At 42.7% G+C, this 17,610-nt stretch carries 16 protein-coding genes; 8 read left to right on the top strand and 8 right to left on the bottom strand.

Features of this window, described 5'->3' with window-relative positions; translation table 11 throughout:
- The first annotated feature begins 107 nt into the window (after nucleotides 1-107).
- The 4 genes from argE to groL all read left to right on the top strand — a co-directional run bounded on the left by argE (nucleotide 108) and on the right by groL (nucleotide 3,964).
- Complete coding sequence (argE, locus tag J1N51_RS10865; protein ID WP_208831272.1) at nucleotides 108-1,307, top strand: acetylornithine deacetylase; 1,200 nt, start codon at nucleotides 108-110, stop codon at nucleotides 1,305-1,307.
- Nucleotides 1,308-1,511: 204 nt separating this feature from the next.
- A complete protein-coding gene (locus J1N51_RS10860) occupies nucleotides 1,512-1,745 on the top strand; it encodes a helix-turn-helix domain-containing protein (protein WP_208831269.1) in 234 nt (77 codons plus the stop codon).
- Between the two features lie 250 nt (nucleotides 1,746-1,995).
- Complete coding sequence (locus tag J1N51_RS10855; protein WP_208831267.1) at nucleotides 1,996-2,286, top strand: co-chaperone GroES; 291 nt, start codon at nucleotides 1,996-1,998, stop codon at nucleotides 2,284-2,286.
- Between the two features lie 34 nt (nucleotides 2,287-2,320).
- A complete protein-coding gene (groL, locus tag J1N51_RS10850) occupies nucleotides 2,321-3,964 on the top strand; it encodes a chaperonin GroEL (RefSeq protein ID WP_208831265.1) in 1,644 nt (547 codons plus the stop codon).
- Nucleotides 3,965-4,143: 179 nt separating this feature from the next.
- Here the strand turns inward: groL and J1N51_RS10845 are convergent, their stop codons facing one another.
- Nucleotides 4,144-4,599: a hypothetical protein gene (locus J1N51_RS10845; protein WP_208831263.1), complete on the bottom strand. Its 456-nt coding sequence runs from the start codon at nucleotides 4,597-4,599 to the stop codon at nucleotides 4,144-4,146.
- Between the two features lie 219 nt (nucleotides 4,600-4,818).
- On the opposite strand from J1N51_RS10845, the gene J1N51_RS10840 reads away from it, so the two are divergent.
- Together J1N51_RS10840 and dbpA are read left to right on the top strand one after the other, a co-directional pair.
- The gene (locus J1N51_RS10840; protein ID WP_208831262.1) at nucleotides 4,819-5,502 is read left to right on the top strand and encodes an START domain-containing protein; all 684 of its coding nucleotides are present in this window, start codon (nucleotides 4,819-4,821) and stop codon (nucleotides 5,500-5,502) included.
- Nucleotides 5,503-5,587: 85 nt separating this feature from the next.
- Entirely contained in the window at nucleotides 5,588-6,985 is a 1,398-nt protein-coding gene (gene dbpA / locus J1N51_RS10835; RefSeq protein ID WP_208831260.1) for an ATP-dependent RNA helicase DbpA, read from the top strand.
- Between the two features lie 18 nt (nucleotides 6,986-7,003).
- On the opposite strand, the gene J1N51_RS10830 is transcribed toward dbpA, so the two are convergent.
- From J1N51_RS10830 to typA, 5 genes are all read right to left on the bottom strand, one after another.
- Nucleotides 7,004-8,746, bottom strand: a complete 1,743-nt coding sequence (locus J1N51_RS10830) for a sugar phosphorylase (RefSeq protein ID WP_208831258.1) — start codon at nucleotides 8,744-8,746, stop codon at nucleotides 7,004-7,006.
- Nucleotides 8,747-8,771: 25 nt separating this feature from the next.
- Nucleotides 8,772-10,025 (bottom strand): glycosyltransferase family protein, encoded by a 1,254-nt coding sequence (locus tag J1N51_RS10825; protein ID WP_208831256.1) that lies wholly within the window; start codon nucleotides 10,023-10,025, stop codon nucleotides 8,772-8,774.
- Between the two features lie 23 nt (nucleotides 10,026-10,048).
- Nucleotides 10,049-10,897 carry an HAD-IIB family hydrolase gene (locus tag J1N51_RS10820; protein ID WP_208831254.1) on the bottom strand — a complete coding sequence of 283 codons (849 nt, stop codon included), beginning with the start codon at nucleotides 10,895-10,897 and terminating at the stop codon, nucleotides 10,049-10,051.
- Nucleotides 10,897-11,793: a kinase gene (locus J1N51_RS10815; RefSeq protein WP_208831245.1), complete on the bottom strand. Its 897-nt coding sequence runs from the start codon at nucleotides 11,791-11,793 to the stop codon at nucleotides 10,897-10,899. The genes J1N51_RS10820 and J1N51_RS10815 overlap by 1 nt, the downstream gene beginning before the upstream one ends.
- A 170-nt stretch (nucleotides 11,794-11,963) precedes the next feature.
- The gene (gene typA / locus J1N51_RS10810) at nucleotides 11,964-13,796 is read right to left on the bottom strand and encodes a translational GTPase TypA (RefSeq protein ID WP_208831243.1); all 1,833 of its coding nucleotides are present in this window, start codon (nucleotides 13,794-13,796) and stop codon (nucleotides 11,964-11,966) included.
- Nucleotides 13,797-14,009: 213 nt separating this feature from the next.
- Between typA and J1N51_RS10805 the strand changes: the two genes are divergently transcribed.
- Nucleotides 14,010-14,894 (top strand): diguanylate cyclase domain-containing protein, encoded by an 885-nt coding sequence (locus tag J1N51_RS10805; protein WP_208831241.1) that lies wholly within the window; start codon nucleotides 14,010-14,012, stop codon nucleotides 14,892-14,894.
- A 96-nt stretch (nucleotides 14,895-14,990) separates the two neighbouring features.
- Nucleotides 14,991-15,464 (top strand): chemotaxis protein CheX, encoded by a 474-nt coding sequence (locus J1N51_RS10800; protein ID WP_208831239.1) that lies wholly within the window; start codon nucleotides 14,991-14,993, stop codon nucleotides 15,462-15,464.
- Here the strand turns inward: J1N51_RS10800 and J1N51_RS10795 are convergent.
- Both J1N51_RS10795 and nagA read right to left on the bottom strand, forming a co-directional pair.
- Nucleotides 15,428-16,351 carry a hypothetical protein gene (locus J1N51_RS10795; protein WP_208831237.1) on the bottom strand — a complete coding sequence of 308 codons (924 nt, stop codon included), beginning with the start codon at nucleotides 16,349-16,351 and terminating at the stop codon, nucleotides 15,428-15,430. The genes J1N51_RS10800 and J1N51_RS10795 overlap by 37 nt on opposite strands.
- A gap of 103 nt (nucleotides 16,352-16,454) precedes the next feature.
- Complete coding sequence (nagA, locus tag J1N51_RS10790) at nucleotides 16,455-17,600, bottom strand: N-acetylglucosamine-6-phosphate deacetylase (protein ID WP_208831235.1); 1,146 nt, start codon at nucleotides 17,598-17,600, stop codon at nucleotides 16,455-16,457.
- Nucleotides 17,601-17,610: the final 10 nt, after the last annotated feature.

The raw sequence follows: 17,610 nt of genomic DNA, 5'->3' as shown, positions 1-17,610 counted from the left end.
AAAAATTATTCAATTAGAAAAATTAGATTATTTATACTAATGATAGAAAAGTAACACCACATGAATTATTATGCAATAAATCAACATAATTATTTTGTTAAAATTTTATGACTTATTCTCAAACACAAAAATCTTTGCCATCGTTCAAACAGGCCATGACTGAACTCATTGCCACACCATCGATCAGCTCTTCGTTAATCAGCTGGGATCAATCCAACAAACCTCTCATAGATACATTGTCTAGCTGGTTCGAGACACTGGGCTTTGAAATTAAAATAGAGCAGGTTGTCAGTCATTGTGATGAAGTGCTTAAGCCCAAATACAATTTACTGGCTAAATTAGGTAACGGCGAAGGTGGCTTACTTCTCTCTGGACATTCAGACACTGTGCCCTACGACGAATTACGTTGGGATACCGATCCGTTTGTCATCAAGGAAGATAACGAACGCTTCTATGGCCTCGGCACCTGTGACATGAAAGGCTTTTTTGCTTTTATCTTGGAAGCATGTAAATCACTTGTCGAATCGAACCAACATAAAAAACTAAAAAAACCACTATATATATTGGCAACTGCCGACGAAGAAACCACCATGGCCGGTGCCCGTTTGTTTGCCGAGCAACAACTTATAAAACCAGACGTGGCTATCATAGGTGAACCGACAGAGCTTCAACCTGTTAATATGCATAAAGGCCATATGTCTCATCGGATTTCGGTCCGTGGCCAATCGGGGCATTCAAGCAAGCCTCACTTAGGCGTCAACGCCATAGAAATCATGGCCGCTGTGATCCGAGAATTACAGCACCTAAAGTCAAACTTAATGCAGTCATTTACTAATCAACAGTTTGAAACCGACTACCCCACTCTCAACTTTGGCGCGATTAAAGGCGGAGACAACGCCAACCGAATTTGTGGAGAGTGTTATTTAGATATTGATATGCGAGCATTGCCTGGATTACAAGACAAAGACTTATTGCTGTTGTTAGAAAATACTTTAAAACCTCTACAGTTAAAACATCCCGAGCGAATCACCGTGGACGCATTGCACTTACCCTGTCCTAGTTTTCAGCAGCTTGATGTCGAACACCAAAACTTCAGTCACGTACTTGAAGAAATTGCTGGAAAGTCCTGTTGTGCCGTAGACTACTGTACGGAGGCCCCTTTTATCCAATCCGTCGGCGCTCAAACGTGGGTATTTGGCCCAGGCTCCATCCATCAAGCGCACCAACCCAATGAGTTTTTGGCATTTGATCAGATCAATCCTACCCAAGACATGCTGACAAAGCTGATCAAAAAAGTTTGTTTGTAAATATTGGCCTTAAAGCAAAAAAAGCGCGTAACAAGTAAAGGACATACCTCAACTCTTCACGCGCTTTTATTTGACCATTTATATTGCTGTTGTTTTAACTAAAGCCCAACAAAAGCAATAACCCCACGATAAAAGATAAATGCGGCTATCGCAACGAAAATATCCCAAAATGGGATATTTGTAGCTCAGGTTTATCGTTGCGCCATGAACCGAATCTGGGATGAAAGACAACAGCGCTTTCGGCAATTCCTCAAAGACATTCGCAAAGAGTCAGGCTTATCTCAAGAAGAACTCGCGAAACGTCTAGACCGACCGCAAAGCTATGTCTCTAAATACGAACGTGGTGAACGCAAACTCGACTTTGTCGAAACTGTCGAAATTTGCGAGGCGCTTGGCCACTACGATATTAAAGAAGTATACGAATACATCAAAAAGTAGTCGGTGTATTGTTACGCCTCGTTATCAGTAACCATACATACTCCGTAAAGCCGCTAAAATTATGCATCTTGTTATAAACGGCGTTCATTCTTGATACCTCTAAAATTATTCCAAAAAATTTTAAAAAAATTTATTCGTCCAGACTTGGATTCTGTGTTCCCACCCCTATATACAAGCACACAAAGATTTTAGTTTGTCACGCACTGTGCGTGGCTCATTATAAACACACATATATCGGAGATAATGACCAATGAGCATTCGTCCTCTACACGACCGCTTAATCGTTAAGCGCAACGAGCAAGAAACCAAATCAGCAGGCGGCATTGTTCTGACTGGATCTGCAGCAGAAAAGTCGACTCGCGGTGAAGTCATTGCAGTTGGTAACGGTCGTATTTTAGAAAACGGTGACGTTCGTCCTTTAGACGTTAAAGTTGGCGACACAGTTATCTTTAGCGAAGGGTACGGCGTCAAAACAGAAAAGCTTGACGGCCAAGAAGTGCTAATCATGTCTGAATCAGACATCTTAGCAATCGTAGAATAATCCCCTTTTACTCGAACAATAGGAATCAAATATCATGGCAGCTAAAGACGTAAAATTTGGTAATGACGCTCGCGTAAAAATGTTAGCGGGTGTGAACATCTTAGCAGACGCAGTTAAAGTCACGTTAGGTCCAAAAGGTCGTAACGTCGTTTTAGATAAATCATTTGGTGGCCCAACGATCACTAAAGACGGTGTATCTGTTGCAAAAGAAATCGAGCTTGAAGACAAGTTTGAAAACATGGGCGCACAGATGGTTAAAGAAGTTGCTTCTAAAGCCAATGATGAAGCCGGTGACGGTACAACTACCGCAACTGTTTTAGCGCAAGCTATTATCAACGAAGGTATCAAAGCAGTTGCCGCTGAGATGAACCCAATGGATCTTAAGCGCGGTATCGACAAAGCGGTTAAAGCGGCAATCGAAGAGCTAAAAGAATTATCTGTACCTTGTGCAGACTCAAAAGCAATTGCTCAAGTAGGCACTATCTCTGCAAACTCTGATGCAGAAATCGGTAACATCATCGCTGAAGCGATGGAACGCGTTGGTCAAGAAGGCGTTATCACAGTTGAAGAAGGCCAAGCACTTGAAACTGAACTTGACGTAGTTGAAGGTATGCAGTTTGACCGCGGTTACCTATCTCCTTACTTCATCACTAACCAAGAAAATGGCACGGTTGAACTAGACAACCCATTCATCTTATTGGTTGATAAAAAAATCTCTAACATCCGTGAATTACTTCCTACGTTAGAAGCTGTTGCAAAAGCGGGTAAACCACTTCTTATCATCGCTGAAGATCTAGAAGGCGAAGCATTAGCAACATTAGTTGTTAACAACATGCGCGGTATCGTTAAAGTTTCTGCAGTAAAAGCTCCTGGTTTTGGTGACCGTCGTAAAGCAATGTTACAAGACATCGCTATCCTTACTGGTGCAACAGTTATCTCAGAAGAGATTGGCATGGAGCTAGAAAAAGCTCAGCTAGAAGACCTAGGTACTGCTAAGCGCGTTGTTATCACTAAAGATGACACAACGGTTATCGACGGTGCCGGTGAGCAAGAAGGCATTGATGGCCGCGTTGCACAAATCAAAGCACAAATCGAAGAGTCAACGTCTGACTACGACAAAGAAAAACTTCAAGAGCGTCTAGCTAAACTATCTGGCGGTGTTGCAGTGATTAAAGTTGGTGCAGCAACAGAAGTTGAAATGAAAGAGAAAAAAGACCGCGTTGACGATGCACTACACGCAACTCGCGCAGCGGTTCAAGAAGGTATCGTTGCAGGTGGTGGTACAGCACTAGTTCGTGTTGCGGCTAAGATTGCTGATCTTAAAGGTGACAACGAAGACCAAACTCACGGTATCAAGATTGCACTTCGTGCGATGGAAGCACCGCTTCGTCAAATCGCGTTCAACTCTGGCGACGAGTCATCAGTAGTTGTTAACAAGGTTAAAGAAGGCGAAGGTAACTTTGGTTACAACGCTGCAAACAGCACCTACGCTGACTTAGTTGAAGAAGGTATCCTAGACCCTACTAAAGTAACCCGTAGTGCACTGCAGTTTGCTGCGTCAGTAGCTGGCCTAATGCTAACTACCGAAGCAATGGTAACAGACGCACATCAAGACGCATCTTCAGGCCCAGCAATGCCTGACATGGGCGGCATGGGTGGTATGGGCGGCATGATGTAGTAGCGCTTTTACTCTACTTGTTAGTCCTAAAGCTTAACAAAGAAGCCCAAGTTGAAATACTTGGGCTTCTTTAATTATAGACTGCTCTAGACATTTAACTTGCCTATTGATTTAGAACATCAAACTCAATTGTTAAATGTTATCAATCAAATACAATTAGTGTGGACTAGTGCAACAATTTAAAACTGGTATCCAATATTAAGAAAAACTTCACTAATATCTTTATAGTCGCCAGAGCCATTACCATAGCCAGCCCCAATCCATGCTCCTGATTCTCCCATCCCATTCATAAAGTAACTATAATTTATACTTACCCCGTAGATGGTAGAGTCTGCCCCGGTTACAGGATCAACTTCATAATCTAAATTTCCATATGCTAATCCAAAGGTATGATTGTTGCCGGGAAAAAGGTAACTACTTTGTAGCCCAAAAGTACCACCACAGGCATTACCTTCTAACGACTCTGCAAAAACATTCCAGCAACCCGTAGAAATAAATGCTGTATTTTGTCCCTCAGTGACAGATAGCCTAGCACCTACCCCACTTGTTAGAGCCCCATAACCAAAGCTATACTTTATGTCGGACGCTAAGGGACTAAAGCTAAAAAATAATAATAAAATTAAAGTTTGTTTCATTTCGAATTCTCCTGGCACTTTAGATTTAATTAAGTTCACCACATGTTGAGCAACTTGTTCCACCAACGAACATAGTACCGCCTAACTAGCTGAGTGCCTGCCGTTTAGTATGCTTCTTAGTAGTATCATCAAAAAAGCCAAAGTGAATTTAAAATTAGTAAAAATAGACTAACCTTTATTCATCTGATGGTGAATAGTTGAGATACTGGGCTTTGGGTTATGACGTTTAATCGCTTTGTTTTGAGTACTAGTTTGTTGTTGAGCTTGGTGGTTGTGGTTAGTATCGCAAAGGCAGATGCCAATGAACTTGAAAAATACGGTATTCCAGAACAGATCAGTACCTACGCAAATCTAAAATGGCAGCCAGAAATTGTCGAACCCAAATACTCAATTGAAACTGCAACTATAGACGATTTTGACTTCAAAGCAGTAAAAGCCACCTTGAGTTTGTCCGTGCCATTTGACCAAGCCGTATTATTATTTCCTCAGAATGACGCTTGTTGGCAATGGCTCAGTCGTTGTAAGTCTTCTAAAACACTAAGACAAATCACAGACGACAAGGCAATTGTTTATACCAATATTGACATGCCGTGGCCTATCACTGACCGCAGCTTTGTTTTTTTGAGCGACACGCAACGTTCCTCTGATCGTTTAGAAATGCGCTTTATCCCGTCAGACTTGCACGTGGAAGTAGAAAAAAGAACAGTTCGAGGGTTTGCCTATTCACATTATGTCATCGAACCTTCTTCCAATGCAGATATGGCGGATATAGAGACCAATGTCACAGTAGTGATGTACACCAATTTTGGCGGTAGCGTATCGGCCGGACTTATCAATGGTAAGTTAGCCGACGAAATGGAATCTGACCTGATCAACTTATTAAAACTCTCTACGCCAAAATAACCTGAGAGTTAGTTCAGCACAGTTGGGCTGGTTCTGTTAGAATCCCGCCATTCCCAGCGAACTAATAGCCAATCCCAATCGATAAGTGAGTAAAACAGTGACCGCCCCAGCTTTTGATACCATTCAACTCAAACCCGAATTGCTCGCGACCTTAAAAAGTCTCGACTTTACTTCCATGACGGACATTCAGGCCCAAAGCTTACCTACCATCATCGAGGGAAAAGACGTCATTGGACAAGCAAAAACAGGCTCTGGTAAAACCGCGGCATTTTCATTGGGTATTTTACAAAATTTAGATGTTAAACGGTTTCGCGTTCAGGCCTTGGTGTTATGCCCTACGCGAGAACTGGCCGACCAAGTCGCTAAAGAAATCCGAACGCTCGCTCGTGGCATTCACAATATAAAGGTATTAACTCTATGTGGCGGCACACCAATGAGCCCGCAAATCAGCTCACTGGAGCACGGTGCACACATATTGGTTGGTACGCCAGGTCGTATTGAAGATCACTTAAATAAAGACCGCATCGATTTGTCAGAACTTAATACTCTGGTTTTAGACGAAGCAGACCGCATGTTGGAAATGGGGTTTCAGTCAGCGATGGATGCAGTCATTGAAGCAGCTCCTACAGAGCGCCAAACTCTATTATTTAGTGCCACATTCGAAAGCAATGTCGAAAAAGTCGCTAATCGCTTTTTGCGTAACCCAATTAAAGTAAAAGTCGAATCTAACCACGAAGCCTCGAGCATCAATCAAGCGTTTTACGAAATTGCTGATAACGATGAGCGCCTTGCCGCCACTGAATTACTTTTAATGAAACACCAAGCTAAATCAGCCGTCGTGTTTTGTAACACCAAAAAAGAAACTCAGCTTGTCGCAGATGATTTGTACGACTTAGGCTTTGACGTGGCGGCACTGCATGGTGACTTAGAACAAAGAGATCGCGATCAAGTACTAAGTCAGTTTAGCAACGGTAGCCGAACCGTTCTGGTGGCTACTGACGTCGCTGCCCGCGGTTTAGACATAAAAGACTTGGAGTTAGTAATTAATTACCAACTTGCACACGATACTGAAGTGCACATCCACCGTATCGGCCGTACTGGTCGCGCCGGCCAAAAAGGTTTAGCTGCTAGCCTAGTAGGCCCAAATGATGGATACAAAATTGGTTTAATTGAAGATTACCTAGACAGAACCATCAGTTATTCTGATTTACCTAATGATTCAGTTTTGCAAAATCCAGTGGTCAAAGCCGAGATGCGTACTATCCGTATTAACGGTGGTAAAAAGCAGAAGATTCGCCCAGGTGACATCTTAGGAGCGCTTACGTCAAACGACAGTATTTCGGGTGACGATATCGGCAAAATCAATATGTTTAGCATGTACAGCTATGTCGCCGTTAATAAAAGCATCGCCAAAAAAGCCGCCAAGCAGCTGGAAGAAGGCAAGCTTAAAGGCAAAAAATTCAGAGCTTGGCTTCTGCGCTAATCTCTCACCAAAGCAAACTCAAATTTTATTACTCAGCCATACCGTTTGGTATGGTTTGAGTGGTAATTCGGCGCTTATGTCGGCAATTTCATTATCCGAAATCAAATCCCACCATTGATTATTAATCACTAAGTTCAACTCAGACAACCTAAGCGGTACCTCTTCGTTACTCACATTACTGACGCAAAATATACTTTGTTTTCGATCCAAACTTTGTCGCCAAAAGCCAAACAGCTTTGAGCCTAAATGCAATACAAACTGTACCGCATTGGGATGAAAAGCGGCTTGTTTGATACGAATTGTAATTAACGCTTTTAGTCTCGATAGTACTTTGTGGTGCTCGTTAAACTTATTACTAAGTACCGCTTCGAGTTCATTAAATTGCCAATTATGTCGGTTAATAGAGCGGTTTTGGCCGGTGTGTTTTATTTTGTCATAGTCGTTACGAGTACCAATCAAGGAGTGAATATAAATGCCCGGAACGCCTTCTAAGCCCAGCATTACGGCATGAGCACATAAATAGCGCTCTAATCCTTTGCTGTCCTCACCGTCAACTGTGCCCTGTAATGCATCAAATAGTGCAATATTGATTTCGTAGGGCTTTTGTTCACCTTGTTCACCGGTTCGCCACGATACACGACCACCGCGCTCTTGCATGGTGTTGACCAGAGTATAAATTTCTTGCTCGGACAAAAGACCTTCTGCTGGACGTAAACCAATACCATCGTGCGAGGCAATAAAATTAAAATAAAAGGTGCCATTTTGAGACGGCGGCATACTCATTAACCAGCGCTTAAGGTATTGGCAACTGCCGGTTATGAGAGCGTTGACCAGCAGTGGTGGCAAAGAAAAGTTGTAGATCGCATGCGCTTCATTGGCATTACCAAAGTAAGTCAGGTTTTGACTGTTTGGAATGTTGGTTTCGGTGATGATTAACGCGTCTGATACCGTGTGCTCAATCAAGCTACGCAGCAAACGAATCACCTCATGAGTGTGAGGTAAGTTAATACAAGGACCACCCGGGATCTTCCACAAAAACGCCACGGCATCGAGTCTGAAAATACGAACACCGGCATCGAGGTACTGACGAATTATCGACACAAAGGTCACCAACACCTCAGGATTGCGAAAGTCCAAGTCAACCTGATCATGACTGAATGTACACCAAACTTGCTGCAGTCCATTTGCGGTTTCTGTCGGTCTGAGTAAAGGTGACGTTCTCGGTCTAACGACTTTAGACAAATCATCCGATAAGCTGGCGGTAAAAAAGTAATCGTGACCCTTGCCTTCGCCTTTTATAAAGTTTTGGAACCAAGCACTGCGACTCGAGCAATGGTTTATTACCAAATCGGCCATTAATTTTCGTTCGCTAGCAATATCAGAGATGTCCTGCCAATCTCCTAGACCATCATTCACCGAAGAATAGTCAATGACCGAAAAACCATCATCGGAGCTATACGGAAAAAACGGCAATATATGCACGCTATTTATCGTATCGTCGGTAAACGTCGTCATAAAGCGCTGTAAGGTCTGTAACGGCTTTTCACCTTCGCTTTGTACTGAGTCACCATAGGTGATCATGACTACGTCTTTCTCTGACCAGTGATTAGCAAATGGCTCTGGGACTTTAAAGCTTTCCGCCGTTCGCATTTCGGTCAATAGACGTTGTGCCAAGCCTTCATAATCGGACACCGCTTCCACGTCTTGATAAATCACGGTAAGTTGTTGAACCAATTTTTGGGTTAAATCAATTTGTGCCATCGCCCGCTCCTATTCCACTTAAATTCTATGCCGTCGCCAATGTTGGCTTTTTTAAATGGCCGCTAAACTCTTGATAGTCCTCTTCAACCGCTTGTTTTAATTCACTGAGTACAGACGGCATGGCGCTAACAACTCGACTCCAAGATGGAATAAACGGTGTTTGCATCGGGTTGGCATTAAATAGTTCGCCTGCTTCCATGATGTTTTTGGCAAACATTTCGACCGATTGTTCCTCTAGGTGAATATCCAAACTCAAGCCATTAATTAACGCATCACTGCGGTAGGTTTCGATATAGTCTAGGGCGATCCTAAAATAGGTTGCTTTGATGGTACGGAGATTTTCGGCATTAATTACGTGCCCTTGTGTAGCTAACTTTCTAAAGAGCGCTTTGGTGATGTCGATGGACATCTTAGATAAACCCGCCTCGGTGCTTTCAAAAGACACGTCTTGGTGTTTGTGGTCGTAATTATCGGCGATATCGACCTGACAAATGCGGTTAGCACCATAATTGCGATGCATTTCGGACAGTACACCTATCTCTAGTCCCCAATCACTTGGTATACGCAGGTCATTTAGGACATCACGTCGAAACGAAAACTCACCCGATAACGAATACCTAAAGCTATCCATGTACTCTAAATACTCGTTGTAACCCAATACTTTTTGCAATGCTTTTAACAAGGGAGTGACTAACAGGCGGGTAACTCGGCCATTTAACTTGTCGTTCGCGACTCGTGCATAAAACCCCTTACTAAACTCAAAGTGCAGTAAAGGGTTGGCCACTGGGTAAATCAAGCGTGCCAATAACTGACGGTCGTACGTCGTAATATCACAATCGTGAAGTGCGACAGCTTCCGCCCGCTCAGTTGCTAACACATAGCCCATGCAATACCAAACGTTACGACCTTTTCCTAATTCAGTGGGAGCCAGACCCAATTTGTCTAACTTTTTGTGCAGTGCTTGTAGTCTCGGCCCATCATTCCACAATATACGGTGATGTTGTGGTAATTCGTCAAAAAATGACAAAGCGTGTTGGTATTCTTGTAGGTTGGCTCTGTCGAGACCGATAACAATCTGATTTAAATACGGAACATTAGTCAAGTTTCGGACTATCTTACTCAATGCAGGTCCTTGAAGCTCAGAATACAAACTCGGTAAAATCAAACCAAGCGGCCGAGACTTCGCAAACGAAATCAACTCCTTTTCCAAGTCCTCCGTGCTGCGTTGGGTTAAGTTATGCATCGTGGTGACCACACCGTTTTGATAAAAGTCTGCCATCGTTGTCTCCTCGTGCTCTCACACTATTTATGAAACTCTTTAATTATTTGATTAATGCCTTCAGCCCAGCCCTCAGGCCCCATTTGCGATGTTTGAATTAATGACTCTGTGCGTTTGAGCCTAGGATATGCGTGTTTGTGAGAGCGGATTTGAACAGCAACATCAGCAACTTCCAACATGTCGATATCGTTGTAGCTATCTCCTAAGGCGATGGTCATTAGTCCACCTTTAATTGAGTGCTCTACACCAAACTGTAATCTGAATTCATTTGTAAGCCATTGCATTGCATGGCCTTTATTGGTTTGCCCGCTAATGTGAAAAAAACGTCCCCCTTCCAACATATTTGCACCACGGTCGGACAAATAAATCGCCAACTGTTGCTTTTGACGCTCGTTACCTAGCCACTTAATGGGCTCGCTGAATTGTTTTTTGGACGCTAACAAAGCGTCTTGTTTAGACAGGCCGGTTTCTAATGCGATTTGATCTGAGCTCATTTGTGAAAAACCAATAAATGCATCACATAAACTCGAGGGAAGCTGATTTAAGAAATCTAAAATTTCGTCTCTTGCAATCGTAAACGATTTACACCAAAACTCATCTATTTGCACACACCCCTGCGGTACTTGGGGAAAATAATCCCGAGGTATATAAACCGCAGCCCCATTTTCGACAATAAAAGGCGTGTTAAGGCCGATTTGTTCAGTGATCACTTTAAGCTCGGCAAAAGTTTTACTCGTATTTGGAATTACGGGAATACTGGCGTGCTGAAGTTGTAATAAGGTCGGCTTGGCGGCTTCAAAGTTGTAGTCAAAGTGGTCTAGCAGGGTGCCATCTAGGTCAGTAAAAACAACAAAAGCTGGGACATCGCTCATTACTTTACTCCTGATATTGGGCGTGAAACGACCTGGTTGATACTGCGATCAGGAGCTAGCTCTATTACTAAATCAAAATTGCGATGACTATTAAGTGTGTGTTCAGTGAGCCTTTGATAATGTGAAACAAATCGGCGCAGTTGGTTAGCAGTCATCAATCCAGATGCATTTTTAGAAGCAACAGCTCTAAGCCTCTGCTCCTGCTCTAACCGCCATTCAAAAACACAATCAAAGCTCGGCGCCTTGAGCATGATCCAAAAGTCCATTAAGTTGTACAAAGGCAAAAAAGCTTGTTCGAGAACTCGGTCCGAATACTGGCGCCAAACTCCTTTGCCATCCTCTTTTTCTTCTAGACTGTTAACGGGCTCACTTAGCTGAAAAGGCGATTGCGGACGAGTGCCCCAGCACCAACCTTCTATTAAAACCAATTCAACGGGCTTATCAATGAAGCCCCAAGCCTCGATGGGATGTGGGTTATCTGTCGCTTTATTAAATCTTGGAATAGCAAAGCCAAGTTCTCGATTCTTTAACTTATGCAACACTGAAGTCAGCGATGCCATATCATGTGTACCCGGAACGCCCCTGGTAATAAACAACTGGTGCACTTCAGACGCTAATGCCTGTCGTTGTTGACGAGATAAATAAAAATCATCTAAGGATAAGGTGACTGAATTAACTTTATAAACTCGAGCAAGGTAATATTCGATAAATGCACAAAGCGTTGATTTTCCCGACCCCTGACATCCGTTAAAGCCGACAAAAAAAGGAGTATGTGCTTCATTTTTGTGCTTATGAAGTTGTTCAGCGATTGGAATGAACCACTTTAGTGCAACATTATAAAATGACTGAGGTAACTTATTTTCCTCAATAAACCTTTGTATTAGTTGGTCTTCCATCTACTTCCTTCGCTCATAATGCTGCGCTTTAAACTTTATTTATGAGAGAAGTTTCAACAAACGTGCCAGTGAAATTAGATACAAGCCTTTAATATCTCGATAATCAAATCGCAGACAAAAAAATCCCCGGCCAAAGCCAGGGATTTTTCAGATATCGTTTTTAAAAGGGATTAGCCTTTAGCACGAGAAGCACGCTTACGCTCAGCTTCAGTTAAGTGCTTTTTACGAATACGGATGTTTTCAGGTGTGATTTCTACCAATTCGTCATCGTCGATGAACTCAAGTGCTTGTTCAAGCGTCATGATAATTGGTGGAGTAAGAACCTGTGCGTCATCAGTACCAGATGCACGAACGTTCGTTAACTGCTTACCTTTAAGCGCATTAACCGTAAGGTCGTTGTCACGGCTGTGAATACCGATGATCATACCTTCGTATACTTCAGTACCGTGACCGATCATCATACGACCGCGTTCTTGAAGGTTAAATAGTGCGTTAGTTAGTGCCTTACCTGTTGCGTTTGCAATCAATACACCGTTCTTACGAGCACCGATCTCACCACCTTTGTGCGGACCGTATTCCATAAATGTGTGGTAAAGAAGACCAGAACCAGAAGTCAATGTCATGAATTCAGTTTGGAAACCAATTAAACCACGGCTTGGCATGATGAAGTCCATACGGATACGACCTTTACCATCTGGTGCCATGTCAGTTAGTTCAGCTTTACGAAGGCCCATGTTTTCCATGATAGAACCTTGGTGTGCTTCTTCAACGTCGATGGTTACTGTTTCGTACGGTTCTTGAATTTCACCGTCGATTTCACGCATGATTACTTCAGGGCGAGATACCGCTAATTCGTAACCTTCACGACGCATGTTCTCGATTAAGATACCTAAGTGTAATTCACCACGACCTGAAACGCGGAACTTGTCCGGATCTTCAGTTTCTTCAACGCGTAGTGCTACGTTGTGTACCAATTCGTTTTGTAGACGTTCAAGGATGTTACGAGAAGTAACGTACTTACCTTCTTGACCAGCAAATGGCGAAGTGTTTACCTGGAATGTCATTGTAACTGTTGGCTCATCAACCGATAGTGGCGGTAGAGGCTCAACTTCTGTCGGACAACAGATAGTGTCAGAGATCTTAAGTTCACCAAGACCTGTGATAGCGATGATGTCACCTGCTGTCGCTGAATCTGCTTCGTAACGCTCTAGACCTAAGTAACCAAATACTTTACCAACTTTACCGTTGTGGATTTTGCCCGCAGCCGTTTGAACAGTTACTTGTTGACCCGGTTTAACAGTGCCACGCATGATACGGCCAACACCGATAACACCTAAGTAAGAGCTGTAATCAAGCTGAGAAACCTGCATTTGGAATGCACCGTCGGCATCCACTTCTGGCGCTGGAACTTGGTCGATGATAGTTTCGAACAATGGCGTCATGTCTGTACCAGTCACGTCTTCTTCATGAGAAGCCCAACCGTTAAGTGCAGAGGCATAAACAACTTGGAAGTCCAACTGTTCGTCAGTTGCACCTAAGTTGTCGAACAAGTCAAAAACTTGGTCCATTACCCAGTCAGGACGTGCGCCTGGCTTGTCAATTTTGTTGATAACAACGATTGGCTTAAGGCCTTGAGCGAATGCTTTTTGAGTAACGAAACGCGTCTGTGGCATCGGACCTTCTTGCGCATCTACGATTAGCAATACAGAGTCAACCATTGACATAACACGTTCTACTTCACCACCGAAGTCGGCGTGTCCCGGAGTATCTACGATGTTTACACGGTAGCCGTTCCAGTCGATAGCCGTGTTTTTAGCAAGAATGGTAATACCACGCTCTTTTTCGATGTCATTCGAGTCCATGACTCGCTCATCTAAATCAGTACGAGAATCTAGCGTACCTGATTGTGCTAGAAGTTTGTCAACTAGCGTTGTTTTACCGTGGTCAACGTGCGCAATGATCGCTACGTTTCTTAGGCCCTTACGGTCGTTTGGCTGGCTCATTTGTATTCCTCAAAAAGGGTGTTTCGCCACGTTAAATTTTAAAACAAATTTCAAAAAATGTGCGACGGGTTTTTATCTGGCGCCGGATTATACATGAAAGCGCAGAAGATAAAGTGAATTAATTAAAAATAGGCTAATTTATTTACAATTGGTGGTAGATTTTTATCCGAATTTGCTTAATATAGTGTGGATCAAACATGGAGCTGTTGATTTATGAGGGAAAGTGCATTCAATTTTATGCAAGGCGTCTTTACGACTGTGTTAAGTCATAGTCTTGACCTATTTGCGTATATTGATAAAGAGTCTAAGTACCAATACATTAGCCAAAGTTACGCTGACTTTTACGGTTTAAACGGCCGTGAACTCATAGGTTGCACTCCACAACAAGTGTTTGATACCCATACCTTCGAAGATATTATCCAACCCAACATCGAAAAATGCATGAGCAACGGCAAACCTGTGCATTTTAAATCTTGGATCCAGGCTAAAAATAGCATACACCTCAGTTATTTATACATTAGCTACTTACCTCATGTCAGCGCTGACACAAAAGAAGTCGTTGGTATTATTGTCATCGCAAAGGATGTGACTGAGTTTAAACGAGCCGAGGGCTTGTTATCTCGTTCAGCTAATACTGATGCATTGACAAATATCCCCAATCGTCTATTTCTCAATAAACATCTCCAGGATTTATGTTTTGCGGATGATGAAGAACAAACCTCATTTGCACTGCTGTTTTGTGATTTAGATGGGTTTAAAAAAGTCAATGATGTCCATGGTCATGCTGTCGGTGACAAAGTACTCAACTTAGTTGCGGCTCGATTAAAGCAACAGATTCGCGGAGATGATATTATCGCTCGGTACGGTGGTGACGAATTTGTAATTTTAATTGCAGACAACGGTGACGACCGTGTTGTAGAAGCTGTAAAAGATAAAGTATCACACGCAATTACGCAGCCTTTTAGCCTCTCTGGAAATGTCATAGAGATAGGCGTGAGCATTGGTACGGCAAGATTTCCTGATGACGGAGTCGATCCTGATTCGCTGCTTAGCCTTGCTGATCGAGAAATGTACAACAGTAAAAATTCTCCCCGATAGTTCTGGAAATATCAGCTCAAGACGACTAGATTTATAGTGTGCAGCAGAGTAAACGCCTCTGCTTTTTTTAACTAATTTATAAGTTTAGAAGTCAAAATGAACGTAGAATTTATTAATCCGTTTTTGAGTTCACTGATGAACGTGCTTGAGACCATGGCGATGACAAAACTGGAACCAGGAAAGCCAAGTCTTAAAAAAGAAGAGACTTCTAGAGGCGACGTTTCTGGCATTATTGGCATGGCAGGACCTCAAACAAAGGGCTCTTTATCCGTTACATTTCAAGAATCTTTAGCACTGTCAATCATGGAAAAAATGCTGGGTGAACGTCCAGACAAAATCAATGATGAAGTCACTGACATGGTAGGCGAGATTACCAATATGGTTACCGGTGGCGCTAAAAATATTTTAGGTGATAAGGGCTACGAGTTTGATATGGCCACCCCGACCATAGTGTCAGGTAAAGACCATACCATCAGCCATCAGTGTGAAGGCGCAACACTTATCATTCCTTTCACGTCCGAATCGGGCAACGCTTACATAGAAGTATCGTTTGACGTTTTGGCTAAGTAGTCAGAGTCGTTCGGTTTGGTTTTTAATGGTGAGAATAGAAAAACAGAACTATTCTCACCCTTGCCAAATGTTGAATCAAATGAATTAAAGCGCTCGCTGAAAGTCATTACTAATCGGCCGTCTACCAACTCATATCGATTGATAGATCCACCAGCAGCTTTCATTTTAAAAAAGATGTAAGCACGTCCACTGCCTTCAAAGGTCGTTGTCATTTCAACAGGAACGCCTTGCTCATTGGTTGTAATGACCAGCTCCCCTTCAAAATTGTCGACGTATTTACGTACTTGTTTATCTCGGATAAAAGATTCTACAGGCATCGAAAAATACATTTTGGTCAGCGCTTGTTGTTCGTTTTCTATAGACTCTACACGGGTTAATGTCGCTGGTGATAAATACGTATTAATAGATGAAATAGGCGATAAAATACTGTTTATTCGAGTCGTCCCTACTTCTCGTATCGCATCTATTGTTGGAGTTTCGACTTCTTCATCGACGACACGGGCGGCGGTTTCTACCTTGATTGCTTCTGTGACTTGTTTGTCATAGGAAATGGTTAAGCCTTTTTGATCTTCCTGAATAAAAAAGCCAACCGAACCAACAGACTCTCGCGGTTCACCATCAAACTCTTCGATATCTTTGAAAGAAACTTGCAATTCACCAGCAATAGGCTGATTGGTGGTGACTTCGGACAGTACTAACTTGAGTTTTTCTAGAGGAGAAGTGCTTTTGTTGGGTTGTTCCAAACTATCCTCATTGGATGCAAAGCTCGCACCTGAAGATATAACCAAACACAGTGCAAGGGTATATTTGGAGCTATTGGCCATTAAGTATTTAGCCTTAAAAGCGACATGTTTCAACGCATCTTGTGACCACTTTTTACGGAACATCGTTTTCTCCCTGATTTGCGAATTAATCTGTTGTATAAGCTAATAAACAGACCCTAACTTTAGCACTTAGTTCCTTGGTCAAATGTAAAAAAGCGTAACCACACTAACTCAATAAGGTTGCTTGCCACCGTTTATCATCTAAATGGATAAGCTGGCGTTGATCCCCTATTCTCACAGGTAATGCCAATTCACTATGAATAAAGTTAGCTGGTATTGTGGTTGCCATTTTTAGCGCATCGTTAATATTAATGTCCAGTTCGAGCACCGCATTTTTAACCGATTCTAACAAGGTTAAATGGGCTCCTGCTAAGGTTCCATCTTCAGTCGTTAACTTTCCTTCAAACACTTTGATGTCTGTGCCAAATAAGTTAAACCTAGCGTCGTTACTTCCTACCGTCGCCATTGCGTCCGACACCAGGAAAAGTCGTTGGTCATGGGTCTTTTTGTTTTCATTTTTAATGGTCCAAGCCAATCGAGCATTGTCGTAGTCGACATGATGGCCATCTAAGATTATTCCGGCGAACGCGTCTTTTCTCGATAATGCCACCCCCACCGCTCCTGGTTCTCGGCCGGTTATTTGTGACATTGCATTAAATAAATGCGTAAACCCAGATGCACCTTGATCTAACAAGGGTTTAATCTGTTTTGCAGTACTGTTTGTATGACCTATTGCAACGTGCCAATGATTTTGTCTCAAAAAAGCCAAATCGTCAGGAGACACTGATTCGGGTGCGACAGTGATTTTTTTGATGCCTAAATCCATGCGTTGATAAATAGCCCGCTCTCGCTCCGAAAAGCCCCTTACATGCTGTGCAGGGTGAACCCCTTTTTTAGGTTGGCTAATATGTGGCCCTTCAAAGTGGATCCCAAGAATTTGAGGATCACTGCTTTTTATCTGGTTTGCAACTGCGTCGGCCGCCTGCTCCATGATCGCTACGTCATCAGTAATGACGGTTGGTAAGTAATAGTACGTACCATATTGCTGATGAGCCAAGCTGATTTTATTTAGTCCTTCCGGTGTTGGCGTGTTATTGAACAATACACCACCACCGCCATTTATTTGTAGGTCAATAAAGGCTGGAGAGACAATACCTTCCAATATTTGTACATCAGAAGGGGGGAGCTTTATCGAAGTCAGTGCCTTACCGGCTTCAAGAGTAACGACTTTCTGGTCATCAAGGCAGAACAACACGTTATGGAGGATAGATTCACCATCAAAAAAGCGAGGGGCCCAATACGTCGTTATCATTTACTATTCC

The sequence above is a fragment of the Psychrosphaera ytuae genome, assembly GCF_017638545.1.
Classification (GTDB): Bacteria; Pseudomonadota; Gammaproteobacteria; order Enterobacterales; family Alteromonadaceae; genus Psychrosphaera; species Psychrosphaera ytuae.
Note: the sequence above shows the minus strand (reverse complement) of the source record. Positions and strands in the feature narration are given on the sequence as shown.